Below are 20,598 nucleotides of genomic sequence, written 5' to 3'. Positions count from 1 at the left end.
TCCAACCCCGGAGAAGGGCAAAAGCAAGTTTTCCCCGTCTCCGGCGTTTCTGGTTAACACATCCGAACAGTATTCTGAGGTTATTTAATGCGTAAGTTCACCTTCCGCCAGCTGGCCGTGTCCGGTCTGGTATGCCTTTCGCTGAGCTGTATTCAGCCCGCAGCAGCGGCACCCTCCGTTCAGGTCGGCTTTTCACCTGAAGGCAGCGCGTTGCAGCTGGTCCTTAAGACGATTGAGTCAGCACAGCAGGAAATTCGGCTGATGGGCTACTCATTTACGTCTCCGGAGGTGGTTAGTGCGCTTGTCCGGGCAAAGCGCCGTGGTGTGGACGTAAGAATAGTGATCGATGAAAAGAGCAACCGGAGTAAAGCCAGCCAGGCGGCGATGAACGTCGTGGTGAACGCGGGAATTCCGCTGCGCACCAACGGTCGCTACGCCATCATGCATGACAAAGTCATTATTGTTGATAATCATACAGTTGAGGCTGGTAGCTTTAACTACACTCGCTCTGCTGCATCGAGGAATAGCGAGAATGTGCTGGTTATTAATGAAGTGCCGGAAGTGGCACAAACCTACCTTCAGCACTGGCAGTCACGCTGGGACGGAGGAACTGAGTGGCATTCTTCATACTAAGTCGCATCGTCATTTGATCCGCAATCTACATCCATCTAGGTGAGTCATGCGCCAACATGGCTCACACTTACGCGTAAAGTTAAGTCGCTGATTTCAGATATCTGTAGTATCCTCTGCAAACGATCCAAGTTTGATCCTTGAGGAGGCAGAGATGTCGCAGGTCGAAAATGCAGTAACTTCCTCATCGAAAGAAAAGCGTTCTTACCGAAAAGGTAATCCGATGACTGCTTCTGAGAAGCAGTTAGCGGCTGTAGCCCGAAAGCGGATTACACACAAAGAAGTGAAAGTCTTTATCCGTAACCCTCTTAAAGATCGCATGATTGCGCTCTGTGATCAGGAAGGGATAACTCAGGCCCAGTTCATTGAAAAACTCATCGAGCGGGAACTTAGTGAACAGGGGCTGCTGAAGTAAAGGCTTTACTTTTTGATGTTCAATGCTAGATTACTGATCGTCTGAAGAATTTTGGCTGGCCACGCCGTAAGGTGGCAGGGAACTGGTTCTGATGAGGTGTCTACCCGGAACCAGAAAAGCAAAAACCCCGATAATCTCTCTAATCTTGGCGGGTCAGGAGATTAACGGGGCCTACTTAAACTGTATAGAAGCTGTTGCTCTATGCAGGGAGTATAGTTTTATGCTCAGAAAACTGCAATACCCGTTTCTGTGCCATTTACTCCTTCCGTGCAACATAAGTGCGGGAAGGTGTGGCTGAACCCCTATCACAATATCTCCAAGTGCAAAACCCTGATCCGGTGTTTAATGTTCCGGAGGGAAAAGAGACCTCGTCATTCTGTAAAAAATTGATGCAGAAAACGGACGGTTTCACTGAAGGATTTGCATTCGACATCGCCTCTGCGTTTTCGTGTGCCAGTGGTAAACGTAAACGCAAACCTCCAGTACTCCGGCGTAAAGCTATATCTGCTCTGCTGAAGGCCATGTGCTTCTATTATGATCCGCTATCAAATACAGTGATTCGTTCAGTGACTGAGCTGGCTCTTGAATGTGGATTAGCCAGAAAGTCGGCTAGTGGCTATTTGTCCATTGAGCGTGCTGTTCGTGCCATCAAGTCACTTGAGGAAGATTTTGGGTTTATAGCCTGTCTCGCGCCGTCAGAGTTTAATAATACTCAGTATGTTCACTCAATAATCACCTTTACACCACGCTTATTTGAGTTTTTGGGTGTGTCTCCGCTCGCGTTGATTGAAACCCGACTGGTGTCGAATGCTGGGGGGGATAGTGAGTAAAAATACTAACCCATTTCATTGGAGTCAGCTTGATACGGAAGACCAAATCCATTTCTGGCAGGGCGTTGATGACGGACACGTTGATTCTTTTCTGGTAGCCCCGGAAAAGAAGCGTACACGGCGTCATCGCGGCGAGCATTCCACCAAACCTAAATGCGAAAATCCTCTCTGGTTCCGTCCTGCCCGCTATAAGGCGCTCGGTGGGCAGCTGGGCCGCGCCTATAACCGTCTTGTCCGGAAGGAGCCTGAAACCGGTGAATACAACTTGCGCATGCATATGTCCCTTCACCCGTTTTATGTCCAGAAGCGGCGGCAGGCGGGGCGAAGGTACGCCTTCAGGCCTGAAAAACAGCGTCTGCTCGACGCGCTGTGGCCGGTGCTCATCAGCTTCTGTGATGCAGGCAAGCACACGGTCGGAATGTGCATCTCCAGGCTGGCCAGAGAACTCAGCCCAAAGGATGCAAAAGGGAATGTCATTGCCGGCACGGAAGTCACCGTATCACGCCTTTCAAATCTGATTGCCGAGCAAGTGCGCTTCGGCGTGCTTGGTGTTTCAGAACAGACTTCCTGGGACAAAGAGTCCCGTAAGCGCCTGCCTAAATATGTGTGGATCACTCTTACGGGCTGGCAGCTCCTGGGCGTGGACATGGACAAGCTGATTGAGCAGCAGACCCGCAAACTCAGGGAGTGTGAGGAGCGACGTGCGCTTATCCGGGACGGCATTATCCGTGAGGATGAGGAGATTTCAGTGCATGCGGCGAGAAAGCGCTGGTACGCGCAGCGCACGCTTGAAGCACTCAGATATCGTCGGGAGAAGGGCGCAGCGCGCAAGCGCGCCAACAGACTGGCCAGACTGCCCAAAGACCAGCAGATTCACGAGATGGCGGAATTCCTGCGCAAAACCATGCCGGCAGATGAACTCTACTGGTGTTCTGACGACCGCCTGCAGAAGCTGGCCGTCGATCACCTGTATCAGCTCCAGCTCTCGCTGACGGCCCCGCCGCCTCACTAGCGACAACCTGAAAACTGATTTCTTTCGCCAGAAGCCCCTTTCGGGGCTTCTGGCGCTGGTTCCGGTTCGCGATTTTCATTCCCGATCGCCGCCCTGACGTCAGTTCTGGCCATATCCGGCCGCATAACCCTACTCAGCCGTCGCATTTTCTCTCCGGCCGCCACGATATCCACAAAAATCCGCAAACAGATAATGGTCAGAATCAACAAACGTATATCAGGAAACCCGCAATATAGTCTTAATTCCTTTTATTAATCCCCTGAAAACGAATCAGGGCAGTTATCTGTCCCTGAAAAATCTGTGCACAACGTAATAATGCCCGCCCTTGCAGCGGACTTTCGTCCGCGCCGGTTCGGAAAAACCAGAAGTAGCACCCTCCGCTACGCGTCGGGCATCACTGACACCAGTAGTTACAACATGCAAAAAACTTTGAATACCTCACCGTGCACAGCGGCAACACCTGAGCCGGAACACACCACTGAAAAGCGAGGCCGCCCCGGCCCAAAGGGCCGGAATAACATCGCTTTTAATGCTGGATGATGTAACTAAACATTTGAATGGCTGTAAGTAGTGTCGCTGGAAGTTTTGAGTACACGCCCGTAAGCGGCCCTGACGGCCCGCTAACGCGGAGATACGCCCCGACTGCGGCTACGCCTTGTCGAGACCACTCCGACGCCGCACAAAAGCTTATGTATCGCTTCCAGCGGGTTTTGGTCTGACAGGGCGAAGGAATGGATTGGCAGAACCTGTCATAGCTGTAACCGGCTGCGCCGGGCTACGGCGCCACTGACCTTCAACGCCCTGATTAACATCCGCTGGCGCCTCCATGCCGCTTGGCGGCATTCTGAATAATGCGCTGCACATCTCATTCCCCTCGCCTTATAGCTGATAGGATGAAATTCAGGGACTTAATTTCTGAGAGTTGATTTTCCGGCAACATAACTGTTAAGGAGTGACAATGATAAGCAATATTCCGGGCCTGAAGTTCCTCATTTCTGTTATTACCCCTGAACCACATATAAAAGTATGTTGTTTAAGCCGCTTTAAAAATGAAATATTCGAATTCTTGCGATCTCGGGAATATCTCACAACGATTATCGGCGGAGCATTCCTCCTCATCTCTGGTTTACTGCCACTCAGTTCCGGAACTGCCGCGACAAATACTCCTGTAACTGACTCAGAGGGTAACCCGTCAGCAATGACCATTCCGGCTTTGACTCCTGCACGTATACAACCCTATCTGGATGCGGTACTTCCCGTTCCGGGGGAGGATAATCAGTTCTGGGTGTTCTCTGGTGAGTATTACCGCAAAGTCGAAGTGGGTCAGTATGGCAACGAAGAAAAACCGCTCACCGGCTGGCGAAAATTTTCTCAGGACTGGAAGACCCTGAAGGATAAAAAACACATCGATGCGTTCCTCCAGCTTCCTCACCGGGAAGGAACCAACAAATACCAGTACTGGGTCTTCTCGGGCGACCAGTATCTCCACATAGCCCTGGACCAGAACAACAACGATTCTGCACCCAACGGACAAAACTGGAAACCCCTCAGAAACTGGAACTCCCTCAACGAGGTCAGGCACGTAGATACTTTCATTCCCCTGCCGGACCAGGAAAACACGTACTGGGTTTTCAGCGGCGACTGGTACCGTCCCATGCAGATAGCCATCGACTCCAACCGCACCGACACCCCTCTGGACCAGTGGAAACCCCTCTCTGACTGGAATTTACTGAAGAACCAGCAGAAAATCCCGGCTTCATGGAAAATCCCCGGTTATGACAACGATTACTGGGTGTTTTCAACCGACCACTACCTGCATATGCGGATCCTGCCTGACCAGACTACCGAATCTGTCTCTGGCTCCTGGAAAGAGGCCTCCGGAATCACAGGGCTCAGTGACACGCTCAGCTATCCCGGCCAGCCCGTCCTGGAATATGGACCCTTCGTGATCAGCTCAGTCAGTAACGGCATGGTCATGACCCTTGGGGGCTTTATATACGAAGACGAGGAGGGAAAAACCTATGCTGCTGTTCAGCAAAAATACAACACAATGAGTTTGTGGTGGAGCTTTGAACGCAGGAAAGACCACCGTGTTGACGGTCCCGTCTACCCTTTTTATACCAGGATTGATGATACACATGCCTGCCTTAGCTGGTACAATGAACCCGCCGTTAGTACGAAAAAGGATATATGCACTTCAGACCCACATGGCTATATCAGCTATGTTTATGAATTTATTCCAACGGGTGATAAGGATGAGTCTTTCTATATCAGAAAAGCGATAAACAACGTTTATCTCACCAGCCCTGGTGATTCTCCGGGCGATCGACTTCGCTTCGTAAAAGATTTGACTAAAGAACCAAATCAAAAATGGAGGTTAAGTGTCAGTTCTGCTTCTTCAGGAGCAGGAAGTACTCCTGGTATTGGAGGACATCCACCTGGATGCCAGGATTGTATACGACCTTAAAAGTTAAGGGATTTGCTATGAGTCACATAAGTTGCTCATGGCAAGCATTTGTATTCGCTTAAAAAACGAGCTTAACGTACAATAATTTTCGATATCCAAACTGACCCCTATTATGAACAGACCCGAAATGGCTATGCAAATCGAATGGTTTGGTTGAGCTTGTAGCTTTAAGGCAACACTTGAAAAAAATAACCCCGCCGCAAGCGACGGGGGAATATAATCTTCAAGGATTTACTCTATAGACCATAATGACGCGGCGTCACCCGGTGCCCAGTGTGCTCTTGAAGTATGACCGTTGATACAGCGGTACATTTTTCCTTTATAAGTCACAGTGTCACCAATTTTATAGCTCTGACCTTCTTTCCAGCTGCCGGATTCATCTGGTTTGCCGGGGAGCACCTCTACCTTGATGTCTTTGCTTGCTTCACCCCATTCGTTGGTCACAGTGAGACGATAAGTCGTGTGCCCCGTGTGCCCCGCATCAACCCAGGCCAGCGGGGCGCTCAGTGTGTTACCTTCCAGCATCTTATATGGTTCTGCATCGGCTTTTTTCTTGAGCCGGAAGCCGGAGTCATCCCCAATCACTTCCCATTTATAATGCGTGGCGTGCTTCGTTGTGGAGGCATCCAGCGTATAGCCTTCTGAAACATCTTTTTGCTTAAATACATAGCTGTTCTGCGCCAGACCAATCACTGGTTTTTGGTGTTCTTCTACACCCGGTTTGTTATCACCGCCAAAGTCTACGTCGATTACGCTGTAGAATGCATTGGTGGTATCGGCGACGGTCCATACGCCCAGGATAATTTGATAACCGTTATGCGCAGGTACTTCACATTCATGTGTAGCCGTCCCATTCACCATTACGCCGCCTCCGTCAACGGTACAGAACGGGGTGGATTCGAAGGAGTCACGGGTTAATGGTTTGTCGGGGTTCCAGTCATTTTTGGTAATAAAATATTCGAATTTGGAAGCCGGGTGGTTAGCGGTAAACTTCCACTTAAAGGTGTTATAGCCTGGTTTGATTGGATTTTTTACCCAACGGTTGCTGCTCTGCTCATCCAGTTCACCGTTTGATTTACCGTTGGGGGAGTGTTCTGCACTGGCTATTTGACCGTCTCTCACCACTGGCATGGTGATTCCGTTGAGGATCACCTGGCGTGCAGGGAAACCTTTGGTGGCCTCTGTGCTTTGTGGTTCATACTGAATCATTCCACAGTTCGTGTTTTTCCCAAGGTTGCACTGATAAGCACGGGTAGGGGGATCCATTACATAGCCGTGGGACCAGGCAGCACCGCTGGCTACGAGTGTAGCAAGTGCCAGCGCCAGTTTGTCAATTTTCATGAATACTCTCATTACATTATAAATGATAAGCGTTTTGTTGCGGGAGCATTAACAAAACGACTGTGTCATGCCTTTCTGTGAAAAAAGCTACGTAATGATGTACCTGCCTGGTACGATATAATAGAGGATAATTCTTTTCTGAACAGAGAAGAACGGCTCAGTCGGACGTTGATGCATGCACAGACTCCCGGAAAGAGAAATTGCGACTTTTCTCCATGCAGGGCGATGCTTCCTTCAGGCTGCAAAAAACCTGCGGCTATACTTTAGTGTAGTTAAAATAGCTATCCATTACATTTCTCCGGTGTTGGCTGCTAAGGCACCCTGTCTGTACGGAACAGGACAGGGCATTTTTTCCCAACAGCGACTACATGGACGATAAAGCGAGTGATGGACAGTACATCAAAGGTGCAGATGGACTACATCTGCCAGCAATAACCTGGCTATTTTCGCTTTGCGAAATGGATGGAGCGACTGGCTCAGGGGATTGCTGATGGAGTTATCGAGGTTCCGAAAGATCACTAAAAATGGTAGACCGCAAAATTTTGGCGGCTTCCCTCTTACAACCCCCCTCATTTACTGACAACGTGAACAGCGGCAGGCAGCGCTTGAACACCTGAAAGCAGGTGCAAGTATCAGCGCCGTTGCCCGCCAGTTTGGGACCTCAGCTCCGGTATAATACTGCCAGATGAGCACACTTAAACCAACGGAGACGCGGCATGTCAGGCAGAAAAGGAAAGTGCGGGAAGTCACCGGTTCCCCAGGACAGGCTGTTTAAAGCCTTCCTGACACATACGGATACCGCCCGGGATTTTCTGGCCCTGCATCTGCCCGCAGATGCTGCTGCAGCTGTGTGACCTGACCACCTGCTGCTGGAATCTGGCTCCTTTATTGAGGAAAACCTGCGGACCTATTTTGCCGACGTGCTGTACTCTCTGAAGACCACAGAGGGTGAGGGATACATTTATACGCTCATTGAGTACCAGAACAGTCCCGACAGGCATATGGCGTTCAGACTCATGCGGTACTCCATTGCCGCCATGCAGAAACATCTGGACACCGTCATGAGCAGAGCTGCCGCTGGTTATTTCGCTGCTGCTTTCCCACGGCCGTGGCAGCCCCTAGCCCTACATGTAGCGAATGGCACTGTTGCAAAGTTAGCGATAAGGTAGCCTTTTTCTTATTGAAAGGCATTACATTTGAAAAACTCGGTTCACCAGATGCATCTCGCCCAGGGGATCATCATAATAAAATGCTGAGGCCTGGCCTTTGCGTAGTGCACGCATCACCTCAATACCTTTGATAGTGGCGTAAGCCGTCTTCATGGATTTAAATCCCAGTATGGCGCCGATTATCCTTTTCAGTTTGCCATGATCACATTCAATGATGTTATTCCGGTACTTAATCTGTCGGTGTTCAACTTCAGCCGGGCATCGACCTTCGTGTTTGAGCAAAGCCAGCGCACGGCCATAGGTGGGCACTTTATCCGTGTTGATGAATCGCGGGATCTGCCGCTTTTTCACGTTGTTTAATATCTTTCCCAGAAATCGGTATGCAGCTTTGCTGTTACGACGGGAAGAGAGATAAAAATCGACAGTGCGGCCCCTGTTATCGACGGCCCGGTACAGATATGCCAGCGGCCATTGACCTTCACGTAGGTTTCATCCATTCGCCAGCGTCCGCCAGGACGCCGTTTATAACGACGAAAAACCTTATCCAGTAGGGGACCATGCGGATAACCCACCGGTGCAGGGTGGAATGGTCAACGATGATGCCGCGCTCTGCCATCATTTCTTCGAGGTTACGCAGGCTCAGCTAATACGCCAGATACCAGCGGACACACTGCGCGATGAGATCAACGGGGTAATGCAGGCGTCTGAAGGCGTTCCGGATCAAAGTCATGGTCAGGTAATATCACAAAAAAACACAATTATTACCCGACCTCGCCTTAATGCGACAGAACCGTTTTTTCTGCCCAATCTTACTGGCGTCACGGATGATAACAGCCAGCATGGCATCCAGAACGTCCAGTGCATCATCCAGCGCCAGCGTCTCTCATGCAAGGACAAAGGCAACCAGTATCGCGGTCCTTTTCTGCGGAGCCATCCTGGCGATATTGAACACCGAAGTCATTCCTGCATAACGAGCGAGATTCTTCAGACGTACAGCCGGGATTGCATTCAGGCTTTCATTATGAAGGCCTGAATGCAATCCCGTAATTTTCGTCAGAGGCTATGATTTGATTTTTATTTTACATCCGCGTGTTCCAGTGAGAATTTTTTCGCTTCCAGGAGCGAAGAACCATCTGCCTGTTTTTTCACAGTAACAGAGTCCGTTTTCAGCGTGGTTTCCTTAAATGTAATGACAACGTTCCCGGAGAAGACGGTAGTGTCATTAACTTTTGATGTTTTTTTCGAAGTAATATTAAATTCCTCGGCTGGCTTAAAAACAATACGGACGTTTCCCTTATATTCCTGAATGGTCTGAATCGTATCAGCGGAAACCTCCATGGAATACACAGGAACGGTGAAAAACAGTGCAGCACAGACAACTGACAAAGCCGATAGATTTTTCATTATAACCTCTTGTAGGGATAGTATATTTTGATTAACACCGAGATCGGTTGACAGCTGGAAAGCTGCTTTACATATCCGGTCGATTCTATCACAACGGCGGGAATTATAAATGATGAAGGTCCTGCTCCGGAAGGAGCAGTCAGAGCCACCGGATACCGGTTCATGCGCTTTCCCGGATATAACCGGCGCACCTATCCACCTTAAACGTCAACCATAATCTCTTAACGTGAGTTTTCGTTCCACTGAGCGTCAGATCCGATCCAGTTCAAAAAAGTCAGATGTCGCATCTTGCAGCTTCGCTCTCACTAGGCCATTTAGCACTGCGAAATCAAAGACCTGCCTGAATTTATGTACTAGTGCAACTAATGAGAAATATGATTTTCAACAAGCACTTACATAACATAAAAAACATCTTAAAGCTGCTGTTATCGATCCTTTGTGAAAAAGAAGTTTCTCATACACTTATTCTGTCGTCTTATTCCCCACTCAACTGCAGAACGGTACCTTGTGCCCTTCATTATTAATGTTCGTTGAACAAGGATAAACGTTCATGTTAATACCTCAGAAGAAAGTTCTGGCGGCTGTCATCGGCAGCCTGGCCATGTCGACCTTCTCCGGCTCAGTGTTCGGTCACGGCGCAATGGAAAACCCAAAAGCACGCCAGTGGGAATGCCATACGCAAGGCGGTCATTGGAACCCAGCCACAATGAAAAGTGCTGCCTGTAAAGCAGCACTGGATGCTAGCCCGTCAAAGCAGGCAGCCTTCGACAACTGGAACGGCTTCACCGGTTTTGCGACTGCCCCACACACCGTGGACAAGAGTGATGTTAAAGATGGCATGCTTTGCAGCGGTAGCAACAGCGGATTTGCAGGCTTCAACTTACCGCGCGCAGACTGGACTAAGACTACCCTCCAGCCAGATTCGCAAGGTAAAGTCGGCATGACTTACTACTACACGGCGAAGCACACCCCGTCCTTTATTGAGTTTTACATCAACAAGAAAAACGTCGACCCGACCAAAAAAGCACTGGGCTGGAACGACGTGGAGCTACTTAAACGCTTCGATATCGCTTCAGGCGATTCAAGCGATCGCCATACGGTGAACGTGACCATTCCTGAAGACAGGACCGGTACTGCGGTTATCTTTACGCGTTGGCAGCGCATTGATGCCGTGGGCGAAGGCTTTTATAACTGTAGCGATGTCAACATCAAACCCCGTGACGGCTCAGAAATCCCGGATGGCGGCGGAGAGGAAGAAGGCGGCGGCGATGAGAGCGATTGGGTAAGCAAAGGCGACTTCATCACCATGGCGCATCAACCTGCCGTTGGGGAACAAGTTCGCTTCCGCCTGATGGGCGGTACCCGCGGCGATAATCTGGTCGATGTGTATCTGAAGATAACGGCACAGAACATCAATAACAATCAGTGGGTACTTGAACTGGGTCGTGAACTGAACCGTAATCACGGCAACGAATTACAAATCGGTCAGCAGCAGACTGACGGTACCATCCGCTTTAACGAACAAAAGCCACGCGAAAACCAAGTTTTCGTTAGCGATAAAAGCCATGGCTACGCCATTGAGATCGTGAAAAATGCCGAGGCGCCAGCGATAAGCCTCGATCGTTACACCATCGCTCCAATTGCCACCACCAATAGTGGCTATAGCTACGCAGTGACCGGCAGCAGCGATAAAGCAGGCGTATCCTGGCAATGGACTCGAGTAGCTGGCGACAGCCGCATTACCGCCAGCCCGGCAAATCAGGCTAAAACGCAGATTACTGTAAAGGGTGGCGTCCCTGGCGGTACCTCGGCTACCTTCGAGCTTACCGGCAAAACCGCAAACGGTGCGACCGGTAAAGCGACGCTGAAAGTGAATGTACAGGCTCCGCAGGTAGCACCTACTGGTCCGACAATAATTACCTCTGACAAAGGCGGTAAATTTACCGCTAAGGCGAACTTTGACTACAGTCAAGGAAAAGTAAGCTATAGCTGGTCACTGCTCAAAGCAGGCAATGAAGTCCCGGGTATTGATCAGAGTGGTAGCGTGAAAAGCGGCCTGGCCGCAGGTGATTATCTGGTAAAAGTTACTGCCGAGCTGGACAGCGGTGAACGTAAAGCCAGTGGAACCGCCGCGCTAAAAGTCATGGACAAAGACGAACCAGGTACCGGGACCTATGAAAGCTGGGTGGCAGGTAAAACCTACACCGCGGGTAATACCGTGAGCTGGAACGGCGTAAACTATATGGCGAGCTACTGGACTACCGCCGAACCGGGAAAAGGTGACAGCTGGAAACTGCATAATAACGCCAAACCTGTTGCCTGGCTCTCTACCATGGTTTATCAGATGGGCAACATAGTCAGCCATGACGGTAAAGTCTGGAAAGCGAGTCAGTGGATTGCTCAGGGCACCACCCCAGGTCAGAGTGCACTCTGGAAGCAGCAGTAATCTCAATTATTACCGCCCGAATACGGGCGGTAATACTTTTCACCGTCCCTTACTGGCCCACATTAGCTGCAATCATTGCAAAGACCTTATCCACAATACCTACAACTAAATTTCGTTTATCTTTACCGACCAGCATTTCATTTTTCAAACCAAATTAGCTGAAAACAAAAGCATTTCCTATGACCGTCAGCAAAGAGTAGGAAAAGACTGTCGGGCTGGTTGTTCTGAGCTAGCAAAAGGTGCAGCACTGCAAGGCCTCCCGTTATCATCATATTTCGCTCTGCAATAAACAGGTAAAATTTGCCTGAACAACAGGAATGGAAACTGCAATCGGTCCTGTAGAGCTTGTTCATGCACTAATGCCTATCCGGGGCCTCAAAAAAGTAGAAATTCCCAGGCGTCAAGGTTTATAAAATTCTTGTATACGAAAAAATGCCGTATTTTTCGTCTAGGGGTATGATTTGATTTTTATTTTACATCCGCGTGTTCCAGTGAGAATTTTTTGCTTCCATGCGCGAAGAACCTTCTGTCTGTTTTATCACTGTATGCTCATGGCAAGCTTTTTGTATTCGCTCAAAAAACGAGCTTAACGAATGGAATGGACTTCCCCTGGAAATGAGCTTGATTAACTCTTGTGCAATCATGGGGTAAACACAGCCCCGGAGGGATTCGTTATGACCATCACTACTGTCGGTATCGATCTTGCTAAAAATATGTTCGCGGTTCACTGCGTTGACCAGAATGGCAAAACCGTTCTGGTTAAATCCAGAGTAACCCGTGCCGCTCTTCCCGGACTGATTGTTGGTTTACCGCCCTGTGTTATCGGGGGGGAGTCATGTTCCGGAGTTCACTACTGGGCAAGGTTATTTCGGCAGTATGGCCATGAACCGCGCCTTATGGCTGCAAAGTTTGTATCGCCTTACCGCATGGCCGGTAAATCAGGGAAAAATGATGCAGCGGATGCTCAGGCTATATGTGAAGCTGTTCGTCGTCCGCATATGCGGTTTGTACCAGTGAAGGACGAAAGCCTGCAGGCCATGCAGTGTTGACATCGTACCCGTCAGGGTTTTATCGAAGAAAAAACAGCAACGTATAATCGATTACGAGGATTGATATCTGAATTCGATGTCATCGCGCCACAAAGTACAGATGCCCTGCGCCACATGGTTTCTGGGCAGAAGAGCTCTTTACCTCTTCAGGTTCACCAATGTGTTGATGATTTGCTGGAACACGCTGATCGCATTGAAGCTAACATCGCTGAATATGACCGAATTTTGTCGCGCATGGCCAAAACAGATCACCGCAGTCAGCGGCTAATGGAGTTAACGGCCTGTGCACTGGATGCCAGTATCGGTAATGCACATGATTTAAAAATTGACGGCAACTGGCGGCCTGGCTGGGACTGACGCCATCACAATACAGCAGCGGTGGAAAGTCGAAGCTCGGCAGGATCACAAAAGCCGGTGATTCGTATCTGCGAACGCTTCTGGTACAGGGAGCTCGTTCAGTACTGATTGGCGCTGAGAAAAGGACTGACTCATTCAGTCGTTGGGTCTGTTCACTGGTCGAACGCAGAGGATACTGGCGCACTGTTGTGGCCATCGCCGCCAAAAATGCAAGGCTGTGCTGGGCATCATTGCATTACGGTGATGATTTCAGACTGTACTCAGCCAGCTAAAGTACGAAGCAACAGTATGACCATCTGACCTGCAACTCGTTGATGATAAAGGGTTAGACCCCGTGAGGTATATCTGAATATTGTACAGGATATACGTATCCGCTTAACGAACAAGAGCCTCACGCGCGTCTTTCATCAGGGTCCGAATCGATAACGATTCATTATGGCCGTTTATAGTACCGCAGTCTCTCCCCTTTATTTTTACTGAAAAGCAGACAGAAACCATAAACACCGGCGTTGATATGCCGGGGAAGCCCTTATAGTACAATAATTTTCGATATCCAAACTGACCCCATAAAGGAATAAATGATGATCTCTGATCTCGTGGGAGATTTAGTAATTATAAAGTTCGTTATCGCTATGAAATAGTTGAACTCAGATCCTTGACCCACTACGCTTACATTTTGGTGAGCATCTGTCTCAGCTTGACGCTGCCTGACAGCATGATCTCCGATAAACTCCATGTATTACTCTATACTATACAGTTTGGTTTTAAATATAACCAATGAACAATAATACACCAGTGATTTACCAGAGCAGCATCAGAAAAAACACCAGTTTTTCTCATTGCGTGGAGCCTAAAATTATGTACTTGCTTGATAGGTTTACCCATAACTTTAGAAATATAGCTGATTGATCTACCTTGGAGATATAGCGATATTATGCAGTATTCCCTGGGCTGCAAAACCAGTGCGGGTGTCACTGGACAATTATTAATGTGAGGTGTTAGGCATTGTATAAAGCGTTTTATTTCTTGTTTCAAATGAGTTAGATCGGTATTGATGCATACATAACTGATTTTACCAGACCTTAAAATGGCTGAAAGAAAATCAATTATTCCTTCTTTAGCTATTATGAGGATGCGCCTCGAGGTGCATTGTATCAAAGTCAAAAACTCTTTCAGGTTTACCCAGGCCCCTTCAAATGCGAAAATTGAAAGGTTTTCAACCATTTCAATCTCTTCTTTTAAATGAAACAAAAATTCTGATATCGATAACCGCATATAGTGAGTTTGACCATATATTGATATATTCTTCATCAAGATATCTTGCCTTATATTATTTTCACCCAATGACGCTTGGTTCTGATGACCGTTTATATTTTTTCTTTCTCACCGTATTTATTCTTATTAAACTATCAGAAAAGTAGTAACAAAAATAAGAGGCATAACCTGTCACTATTATTTTCACTGATAGCCACATTTTCCCTCTCCACCAAATTCTAAATAAATGCTCATCATATTCTGGTACTGTTTAAAGCGATTTTCGTTGAGCGCTGATTCCATCTGTCGGCGTTGTTCCTGAGCATTCAGCCAGTCAGTGATGGTGACAGCCCCCTCGCGGTAACGTACCTCATTCAGCCGTTCAGACTTGCGAGCCAGCGCCAGTGTCGTGTGGAGATGCGTTTCCTGAGCCATCAGTTGTGCGCGTAGAGACAGGGCGTTGTCCACATCAGACATCGCCTTATAAAGGGTTTGCGTAAATTCCAGGGCACGTTGTTCGTAGTCGTTTTGGGCAATTTTGACGTCCACATTCATTTTTCGCCATTCCAGGAAGGGTAGGGTCAGACTGGCGCCGATGCCGGCGACGGGATTGCCCAGAAAAGCCAGTAATGCGCTGCTGCTTGTGCCCAGCGTACCTGTCAGGGTGAAAGACGGATAATATTGTGTGCGTCTGGCATCAATGTCGGACAGGGCCGCTCGCAGGCGCATCTCTGCTGCATTCACGTCAGGTCTGCGGCTCAGGATGCTGGCCGGAATTCCACTGTCAATCTGCGGCAGTGGTCCTTGCGGCAGGTTTTCCGGTTCAACAACCGTTTTCCCTGGCGGGGCACCCAGCAGTACGGTCTGCCCATTCAGCGCCTGCTGGCGCTGGTGCTGCAGCGTCAGCAGGCGAGCTTCCTGTTTCAGGACATTTTGCTCTGCATTAACCACATCTAGGGGCGATATTTTTCCCGCATGGAATCGGGCGCTGGCCAGCTGGCGCGTTTTCTTTGCATATTCAAGACTTCCCTGGCTTATGCTGATTTGTTCATTGAGGTAGCCAATTCGCCAGTAGTTCGTGCTGGCGTTTGCCAGCAACGTGAGCCTTGCTGCCCGTAAATCCTGTTCGCTTGCCTGGCTTAGCCACTCTGCAGCATCCTGCGCCCGGGCAAGCTTACCCCACAGGTCCACCTCATATCGGGTATCCAGTGATGCGCCACTTTTATTCTGCCAGGATGATGATCCGGATAACTCGTGCTCTGCTCCGCTGTTCAGTCTGGCATTGAGGTCTGGTGCCGCGAGTATACCGGTTCGTTCGGCATTAAGTTGCGCATGATAGACGCGCAGCACCGCCCGGGCCAGATCGTTATTTCTGGTCATCACCTGATGCAGCCAATTGTTGAGTGCGGGATCGCGGAAATCCAGCCAGTTAAAGGGGGCTGGCGCAGTACCGACTGTTTCAGTTTGCCAGTGGTCCGGATACTGAATGAGCGGGCGTTGATACTCCCTTTTTAACATATTGCCGCAGCCAGCACAGAGGAGTACGGCGAGGCATAAGGGAAAAGGTAATAATTTCATCATTTACTCACTGGCCAGTGAAGCGACCGGATCCATTCTTGCTGCCTTGCGGGCAGGGAGATAACCGAAAACCATGCCGATTAATGTTGAACAGAAAAATGCAATGGTGGCGGCTTGCCATGACCAGATGGCGTTGAGCATGTCGCCCCCCATCAGAGAGAACAGTGGGCCGGTGATGAATGACAGGGCAATACCCAGTGCACCGCCGGTCAGGCAGACCAGCACAGCCTCTGTCATAAACTGCTGCATAATGTCGCTTCGTCTCGCTCCCACCGCCATGCGTACGCCAATCTCGTGGGTGCGTTCCGTCACGGAAACCAGCATGATATTCATAACCCCCAGGCTACCGATAATCAGGGCGATTGAGGCGACCATCAGGATCAGCAGGCTGAGTGTCATGGACGTGTGTTCAACCGATTTTCGGAACTGGTCACGGTTGAACAGCATAAAATCTTTTACCCCATGACGCTGATTCAGCAACTGCGTAATGGCGCTGACCGCGGCCTCACTGGTGACGTCGTCCCGCAGTCGAACGCTGATGCTACTCAATGTCGGTTTTCCCACCATGCGGTACATGACGGTACTCCAGGGCATCCAGACTGCGATTCGGTTAGGAGGATAATCACGGTTACTTTTTGCCACACCAATCACCCGGGCCGGAACAGATCCGAGAAAAACGATCTGACCCAGCGCATCGGCACCCGGATCGCCAAAAAGGGAGTGTACGGCGTTATCATTGATAATGACTTCCTGCAGGGCATGACCGTCATCGCGAAACGTGGCACCCTGAATAATCTCGATGCCGTTCACGTGAAAATAGTCCCGCCCGACGCCGTTGATGGTGGCTGTAGCTGATTTTCCGCGAAAGCGGATAGTGTCCTGAGCGTAGATCTCCGGCGTGACACTTTCGATAAAATTCTGCTTTGCAAGGGCATCCGCGTCGGCGGGGACCAGTGTGCGGATTTTGTCGGCGGCATCATCGAAGAAATCGCTTCCCGGGAAAATACTGACCACATTGGTCCCCAGCCCTTTGATGTTTTCCAGCGTTCGCTGTTTGGCCCCTTCCCCCAGCGCGACAACGGTGACAACGGCGGCAATCCCGAAAATGATACCGGTCATTGTTAATGCGGTGCGCAGGCGGTGCGCATTCATCGATTTCAGCGCCATATGCAGCGACTCACGGGTGCGATCCAGGAGGGTCTGCCAGCCTGTCTGCAACACTCGGGGCGATTGTGGCAACGGTTGCCCCGTGCCCGGGTTTTGTCCGCTGTCCGAAATGATTTCACCGTCCCGAAGTTCAATGACGCGCCGGGCACGTTTCGCGACGTTCATATCATGGGTAACGATAACGACGGTATGGCCGCGCTGGTTTAGCTCACTGAGAATAGCCAGAACTTCCTGGCCTGATTGCGAATCGAGCGCGCCGGTGGGTTCGTCAGCCAGAATGATCTCCCCGCCGTTGATAAGCGATCGGGCAATACTGACGCGTTGCTGCTGTCCACCTGACAGTTGGCCTGGCCGGTGGTGCTCCCACCCTTTCAGCCCCAGTCGGGCCAGCAGTTGGGCTGCCCGCAGACGACGCTGAACGCGGGGGCGGTTGGCATAAATGGCCGGGATTTCCACGTTACCCAGTGCGCTGAGGTCGGGCATCAGATGATACCGCTGAAAGATAAAGCCAATGTGCTCGCGGCGTATCTGTGACAGCGCGTCAGCAGACAGCTGCGCTGCATTCTGGCCACCGATTATGTAGTCGCCGCTGTCAGGTACATCAAGGCAGCCCATAATATTCATCAGCGTTGATTTACCGGAGCCAGAGGCTCCGATGATGGCGACCATTTCACCGGCCCTGATAGTCAGGTTGATATCTTTCAGTACGCTGAGGGACTGATTGCCGTTTGAATAGGTCCGGCTGATACCTTTTAGCTCAATGACCGCCTTCACAGGAAGAATACTCCCTCGGCAGGTTTGGCCTCTGGCTGAGACAGCGTAACGGTTTCACCTGCCTTCAGTCCGGAGAGGATCTGCACATCAACATTGTTGGTGATACCGGTTTTGACTTCACGCGCCTCAGTATGTCCGTCCGGGGTCAGCACCTGAACCTGCGATTTTTTATCCGCTGTTTTATGCACTGCCTGGACAGGTATCAGGAGGGTGTTTTTTGCTTCGCCAAGCACCATTGAGACCTGAGCGGTCATGGCAATGCGCAGGCGGTTACCGGGGTTTGGGACATCGAGGAGCGCGTTATAATAAACGGATGCATTTGACGTTCCCGACCCCGAGGACGTGCTGTTGCTGGCCAGTGAATCGTCTTTCATTATCGATTCCGGTGCCAGCTCAACGGAACGCAGTGTGGCATCGTAACGATGTTCAGGCTCTGAGAAGATAGTAAACCAGGCTTTCTGGCCCGGTCTGACACGCGTGATGTCAGCTTCAGATATCTGGGCCTTAATTGTCATCACATCAAGGCGGGCAAGTTTGATGATGGTGGGTGCGCTCTGGGTGGAATTTACGGTCTGGCCCTGCTGCGTGACAACCGCAATGACAATCCCGTCCATCGGGGCAACCACGCGCGTGTAGCTCAAATCGACTTTCTTTTTGTCGACGGTGATTTGCGCCTGTACAAGTCGGGCATTAAGCGACTGCATCTGCGCCCGCAGGGTGGCAAGCGTCGTTTCCGCATCCTCGTAGTCTTCCTGAGAGCTGGCCTCTTCACTGAGCATCCTGCGCTGGCGTTTGTATTTCGATTCAGCCTGTTTGAGCTGTGCCTGTTTTGCGAGCATATCGGCCTTGATCTCATTCAGACTGGCTTCTGCAGTCCGCAGGTCGTTACGCTGGAGCAGGTCATCAATGTCGGCGACAGATTGTCCTTTGGTCACCTTGTCACCCACTTTGACTTTCAGTGATTTTACCTGGCCGGAAACCTGTGCGCCTACATTGACGCGTTCAACTGCGTCCAGCCGACCGGTAGCCAGTACGGCATTTTCAATACTGCCCAGGCGCACCGTAGCTACAATGTAGGCAGGTTGTGCTGGCTTATGCAGAAATACCGCCAGTAAAACAGTGGCAATGGCCAGCGCGAAGATACAAAGCAGTACCGCGCGGCGGGAGATGAATTTTACTGGCGACAACGACATAGTGCAGTTTTCCGTAACGTTAAATACGATAATTCAGCACTCATCATAGATCATAGCCCCGGGCATTAAATAAAGGGTTAATAAGATTGCTGTAGTGCATCAACATTTAAAACAAATCATGGATTATTATGGCCTGGCGCATTCTAAACATCACTAGCCCGCTCAGAGTGTCAGGGAATTTTCATGAATAAATCAGGGTGGCTTTGTTTTTTCGGATCTTGCCCCAGGAAAAAACGCCCATTATTAATGTGAGTCGCTCATTCTTCTTTAGCTTAATTATTCTGTAATATGCATAGTCTGTTCGCCCCCTGCATCCGGTTGTTCGAATGAATATCGGGCAGGCTACTATGACCGGGGGAGTAAAGATAGAGCAGAAATTTCTTGGAGTGCATGTGTCGAAAATGAGTGCATGTGGACATTTCTAAAGAATTTGCCACACTTCCTGTTATATTCCAGACATATCTTTGACCGCCAATGAAAACTCATCCCCAGCATCAGATGTATCGCATTGCACTGACTATTCTCGTATTTATCATTTGCCTGACGGGTACAACATCCTTTCTCTATCTGCAAACGGTTCATTGGGTTAAAAATCAGCAGCATGACAATATGGCCCGTGCACAACAACAGCTGGATTCCCTGTTGACGCATGTTAATAAATCGGTTCAGTCCATGCGTCCATTGATTGGAGCCCCCTGCACACCACGCACTGTAGCTGAGTTGCGCCGCCAGTTGGCCATTACACCGAATGTAGGGAATATTGAGCTAGCGAAATCAGGAGAGGTGTACAGCTCCTCGCTGCCAGGGGAAGTTCTGCCTGGGACTGAAAGAAATCTCTACTTGACCCGCCAGTACTCGCGCCCTTCAGGGGCATCCCTTTATCGTGTTTCATCTGCGCGAGAATAGCAATGGGCTTTATACCAGCACGGATGGTTACTATATCCGCAACATTCTGGAGTCGGTTTCGGAGCTTTTACCCGTTGTACTATTGACAGATCATGGCCGGATGGGGCAAGACGGTGTCATTAATTCTTCTCCGTTTACGGTAGAGCAAAGTGCGAAGATACACTCTGAGGCCTATGGATACTGGCTGTCGTCAAGCATTGATGCGCGCGATATCATCACCTTTCCCCTGAAATTTATCGATTCATGTTGTTGATATTTTTAGTTTTTTTATGTGGTAATAGCTTCTGCGTATTACCTATGGGCCGGAAGGCCTCTCACTCCCGAAAAGCTGCTTATTACCGCGATGAGTAACCATGAGTTACAGCCTTGGTATCAACCCATTATGAAAGGGGAGCCGGCTGTACCTGTCGGGTGTGAGGTTCTTGTTCGCTGGTTGCATAAGGAAAGCGTTATTCCTCATCATGGATAACACCCTTTAAGCCTAAACGACTATGAGGTGTTTGTTAACCCATGTCGGTTCATACATTAAAGGTAAGATAGGTTGACGTAACTGGTATTCTCATCGACAAGAAAAAGCGAACTCTGCCGTTTAGACAGAGTTCGCTT

Annotated in this window: 14 protein-coding genes and 4 pseudogenes; 10 read left to right on the top strand and 8 right to left on the bottom strand. The window is 49.7% G+C overall.

The annotated features are described in order from the left end of the window. Window positions 1-87: 87 nt before the first annotated feature. The 6 genes from HBM95_23020 to HBM95_22995 all read left to right on the top strand — a co-directional run bounded on the left by HBM95_23020 (window position 88) and on the right by HBM95_22995 (window position 5,354). Window positions 88-633, top strand: a complete 546-nt coding sequence (locus HBM95_23020; protein ID NIH45763.1) for a phospholipase D family protein — start codon at window positions 88-90, stop codon at window positions 631-633. Between the two features lie 151 nt (window positions 634-784). After that, on the top strand, window positions 785-1,045 hold the full coding sequence (locus HBM95_23015; GenBank protein NIH45762.1) for a replication regulatory protein RepA: 261 nt from the start codon (window positions 785-787) through the stop codon (window positions 1,043-1,045). Window positions 1,046-1,265: 220 nt separating this feature from the next. Beyond that, window positions 1,266-1,343: a RepA leader peptide Tap gene (gene tap, locus HBM95_23010; protein NIH45761.1), complete on the top strand. Its 78-nt coding sequence runs from the start codon at window positions 1,266-1,268 to the stop codon at window positions 1,341-1,343. Beyond that, window positions 1,336-1,875 carry a replication protein gene (locus HBM95_23005; GenBank protein NIH45760.1) on the top strand — a complete coding sequence of 180 codons (540 nt, stop codon included), beginning with the start codon at window positions 1,336-1,338 and terminating at the stop codon, window positions 1,873-1,875. The genes tap and HBM95_23005 overlap by 8 nt, the downstream gene beginning before the upstream one ends. Continuing rightward, window positions 1,868-2,887: a replication initiation protein gene (locus tag HBM95_23000; GenBank protein NIH45759.1), complete on the top strand. Its 1,020-nt coding sequence runs from the start codon at window positions 1,868-1,870 to the stop codon at window positions 2,885-2,887. Before HBM95_23005 ends, HBM95_23000 begins: the two co-directional genes overlap by 8 nt. Before the next feature lie 958 nt (window positions 2,888-3,845). Next, window positions 3,846-5,354 carry a hypothetical protein gene (locus HBM95_22995; GenBank protein NIH45758.1) on the top strand — a complete coding sequence of 503 codons (1,509 nt, stop codon included), beginning with the start codon at window positions 3,846-3,848 and terminating at the stop codon, window positions 5,352-5,354. A gap of 231 nt (window positions 5,355-5,585) precedes the next feature. Here the strand turns inward: HBM95_22995 and HBM95_22990 are convergent, their stop codons facing one another. Next, a complete protein-coding gene (locus HBM95_22990; GenBank protein ID NIH45757.1) occupies window positions 5,586-6,695 on the bottom strand; it encodes a hypothetical protein in 1,110 nt (369 codons plus the stop codon). 716 nt (window positions 6,696-7,411) lie between these two features. Here HBM95_22990 and HBM95_22985 point away from each other — a divergent pair. Then, window positions 7,412-7,814 (top strand): annotated as a pseudogene (locus HBM95_22985) (Rpn family recombination-promoting nuclease/putative transposase). 71 nt (window positions 7,815-7,885) lie between these two features. Here HBM95_22985 and HBM95_22980 read toward each other — a convergent pair. The 3 genes and pseudogenes from HBM95_22980 to HBM95_22970 all read right to left on the bottom strand — a co-directional run bounded on the left by HBM95_22980 (window position 7,886) and on the right by HBM95_22970 (window position 9,268). After that, a pseudogene (locus HBM95_22980) lies at window positions 7,886-8,594 on the bottom strand (IS6 family transposase). Window positions 8,595-8,654: 60 nt separating this feature from the next. Beyond that, window positions 8,655-8,894, bottom strand: a pseudogene (locus HBM95_22975) (hypothetical protein). Between the two features lie 44 nt (window positions 8,895-8,938). Further along, window positions 8,939-9,268, bottom strand: a complete 330-nt coding sequence (locus tag HBM95_22970) for a hypothetical protein (protein ID NIH45756.1) — start codon at window positions 9,266-9,268, stop codon at window positions 8,939-8,941. Between the two features lie 550 nt (window positions 9,269-9,818). Here HBM95_22970 and HBM95_22965 point away from each other — a divergent pair. Next, window positions 9,819-11,714, top strand: coding sequence for a hypothetical protein (locus HBM95_22965; GenBank protein ID NIH45755.1), 1,896 nt, complete (start codon window positions 9,819-9,821; stop codon window positions 11,712-11,714). A gap of 674 nt (window positions 11,715-12,388) precedes the next feature. After that, window positions 12,389-13,392, top strand: a pseudogene (locus HBM95_22960) (IS110 family transposase). Window positions 13,393-13,864: 472 nt separating this feature from the next. Here HBM95_22960 and HBM95_22955 read toward each other — a convergent pair. The 4 genes from HBM95_22955 to HBM95_22940 form a co-directional block, all read right to left on the bottom strand. Next, the gene (locus HBM95_22955) at window positions 13,865-14,431 is read right to left on the bottom strand and encodes a hypothetical protein (protein ID NIH45754.1); all 567 of its coding nucleotides are present in this window, start codon (window positions 14,429-14,431) and stop codon (window positions 13,865-13,867) included. A gap of 147 nt (window positions 14,432-14,578) precedes the next feature. Then, window positions 14,579-15,952 carry an efflux transporter outer membrane subunit gene (locus HBM95_22950; GenBank protein ID NIH45753.1) on the bottom strand — a complete coding sequence of 458 codons (1,374 nt, stop codon included), beginning with the start codon at window positions 15,950-15,952 and terminating at the stop codon, window positions 14,579-14,581. A 3-nt stretch (window positions 15,953-15,955) separates the two neighbouring features. After that, on the bottom strand, window positions 15,956-17,893 hold the full coding sequence (gene macB / locus HBM95_22945) for a MacB family efflux pump subunit (GenBank protein NIH45752.1): 1,938 nt from the start codon (window positions 17,891-17,893) through the stop codon (window positions 15,956-15,958). Beyond that, the gene (locus tag HBM95_22940; protein NIH45751.1) at window positions 17,890-19,086 is read right to left on the bottom strand and encodes an efflux RND transporter periplasmic adaptor subunit; all 1,197 of its coding nucleotides are present in this window, start codon (window positions 19,084-19,086) and stop codon (window positions 17,890-17,892) included. The genes macB and HBM95_22940 overlap by 4 nt, the downstream gene beginning before the upstream one ends. A gap of 498 nt (window positions 19,087-19,584) precedes the next feature. Here HBM95_22940 and HBM95_22935 point away from each other — a divergent pair, with 498 nt between their 5' ends. Further along, the gene (locus HBM95_22935; GenBank protein NIH45750.1) at window positions 19,585-19,992 is read left to right on the top strand and encodes a hypothetical protein; all 408 of its coding nucleotides are present in this window, start codon (window positions 19,585-19,587) and stop codon (window positions 19,990-19,992) included. The last annotated feature ends 606 nt before the right edge of the window (window positions 19,993-20,598 follow it).

It is taken from the genome of Enterobacter asburiae, assembly GCA_011754535.1.
Taxonomy (GTDB): domain Bacteria; phylum Pseudomonadota; class Gammaproteobacteria; order Enterobacterales; family Enterobacteriaceae; genus Enterobacter; species Enterobacter cloacae_N.
The sequence above is the reverse complement of the archived record's forward strand: the minus strand, read 5'-3'. Positions and strand labels throughout refer to the sequence as shown.